Source organism: Streptomyces sp. NPDC029014 (assembly GCF_055564695.1).
This window is the reverse complement of sequence record NZ_JBVHVT010000211.1, coordinates 1-2112: the sequence shown is the minus strand read 5'-3', so window position 1 is coordinate 2112 and position 2112 is coordinate 1. Positions and strand designations below refer to the sequence as shown.

4 protein-coding genes are annotated in these 2112 nt (G+C 65.5%); all 4 read left to right on the top strand.

Annotated elements, in window-relative coordinates; all coding sequences use genetic code 11:
* Positions 1-418 (top strand): hypothetical protein (locus ACZ4VL_RS40540; protein ID WP_468211022.1); only part of this gene is annotated, 418 nt, incomplete at its 5' end.
* Positions 415-741 carry a hypothetical protein gene (locus tag ACZ4VL_RS40535; RefSeq protein ID WP_315805987.1) on the top strand — a complete coding sequence of 109 codons (327 nt, stop codon included), beginning with the start codon at positions 415-417 and terminating at the stop codon, positions 739-741. The genes ACZ4VL_RS40540 and ACZ4VL_RS40535, both read left to right, overlap by 4 nt.
* A 92-nt stretch (positions 742-833) precedes the next feature.
* The gene (locus ACZ4VL_RS40530) at positions 834-1124 is read left to right on the top strand and encodes a hypothetical protein (protein ID WP_362189690.1); all 291 of its coding nucleotides are present in this window, start codon (positions 834-836) and stop codon (positions 1122-1124) included.
* Positions 1124-2112: YdaU family protein (locus tag ACZ4VL_RS40525; protein WP_468211018.1), on the top strand; the 989-nt coding region annotated here is incomplete at its 3' end. The genes ACZ4VL_RS40530 and ACZ4VL_RS40525, both read left to right, overlap by 1 nt.

The following is a 2112-nucleotide window of genomic DNA, read 5'->3' as shown; positions in this document are numbered from 1 at the left end:
CACCGAAAAAGCGCTGAAGTCCAACGGCCAGCTCATTGCCCGCATCCGCAATGGCACAGTCAAGATGCCCGTTGATCTGGAAGAGTCGTGGGTTCGCGCGCTGCCGCCGCACTGGCGCGACGCCTGTTCGCGCGAACTGGCCCAGCGCTATGGCTTTCTCGGTGCCCGTATCCCGATGATGGAGCCGCATGCCGGCGTGCTGGCTGTGGCCCGCCTGTCGGTGGAGTTCGGTCACACGCTCGAAGCGATCACCAACGTCCTGGCTGACGGCCGCATCTGCCCGAAGGACATACCTGAGCTGCGTCGCGCGCTGGACGAGATCGGTCAGCTCGAGGCGGAGCTGGTGACGGCCAAGCGCTACGTGTCGGGCCACCTGCAGGATCTGGCGCCGCGAGCGGTGCAGGGTGCGCAGCGATGAGCGGCGGTGCAATGGTGAGCTGGGCAATCGCCGTGGTCAGCGAATTCGACAGTGCCGGCCGTCGCATCCCCGAGAGTGTGGTGCCGCTCCTGCCCATGGTGGATGTAGTCCTCTGGGCCAAAGAGCAGCCGCAGCCGGTGCGCGTTGATGCGCTCCAGAAGCGATTCGGCCTTTCGCGCGCGACGGCATATCGCTGGCAGCTCGCGCTGCAGGACCTCAACGACCCGGCGGCCGCCAGGCGGCGGCTTCCCAGCCTGCGGCAGCTGAGCACCGCGATGGGGCGTGAGGTCCCCGTATCGGGCCATGCGGGGGCGACAGGATGAACATCAGTCCGACCCTCGGTCTGCGCTGTGGCCCTGCGCTCCGCGCCGCTCCGACCGAGCGAGAGCCGGCCGTAGCTCCGGTCGCCGCCGCGATGTCTGAAAAGAAGCCGCGGCGCAGCGCGCCGCAGCACGCCCTTGCCGGCTACAACACCACCAGGATCGTCATGGAGTTCATGCGCTGGGCAGTCGAGCTCAGCGATTTCCCAACCGTTGAGGCCATTGTCCGGCACTTCGGCGTGAGCCGCGCCACGGCGTATCGCTGGCGCAACAGTCTGGGTGAGACATACCGGCTGGAGACGCTGCCGCCCAACGAGCATGAGCTGGCCAGGATTGGCAGCCCCGGTGCTGCGGCACGCGGCAAGCACGGTGCCGGGGAACCCTGATGATCTACTTCGAGATGTATCCGGGCGACTACCTCAAGGACACGACCCGACTGTCCCTGACCGACCACGGCGTCTATTTCAAGCTGATGCTGGCGTACTACTCGGAAGAGCAGGCGCTGCCAGAGAGCCTGGCCGAGCTGTACATCATCGCTGGCGCAATCACTGCGGCGGACAAGGCTGCGGTCAAGAAGGTCGCCGAGCGCTACTTCCCCGTGGCAGAAGACGGATTACGGCACAGCAAGCGCTGCGATGAGCAAATCGCCAAGGCGCAAGGCCGTATTGCCGAGGGCCAAGGCCGCCGCGATGCCCGAAAGAGCAATGAAACCGAGCGCCAGGCACGCACCCGAGCACGCAGAACCATGCTGTTCGAAGACCTGCGCGCCGTCGGCGTCGTGCCGGGAGGATTGGTCACGATGGCACAGCTGAAGGCGCTCCACGTCACGCATGTCACGGGCGACGAGCGCGTGACACTCGACCAGTTGTCACGCGTGACATGTCACGCAGAGTCACGTGTGACAGGTGGTGTGAACACAGGTGTGAACACGGGTACCCAGACCCCAGACCCCATTACTACTCCAGATACATCACATCTCACTCAAGGATCTCTGGGAGGCGTGACCGACGCGGGGCGTGCGTGCTTGCTGATGCGCAAGGCTGGATGCCATTCCACCAACCCGAGCCACCCAGACCTGCTGGCCGCCCTGAAGGAGGGCGTGACGCCGGAGACGCTGGGGCACACGGTCGCTGAAGGGCTGGCGCGATCGCCACCGGTCACGAACCCGTTCCCTTGGGCAATCAAGACCGCCCGCAACCGCCATGCGGCAGGCGCAATGCCCGCAATCCCCAATACCACCGGAGGCACCAATGCAAACCCTCAGCAAGGTTCTGCCGACCACGTCGCAGAGCAGCGGCGAAAATTCGAGCAGCGCGCGGCAGTTGGCGGCTTTGGCGGAACAGGTGGCGATGTCATCGACGTCGAGTTCGAACC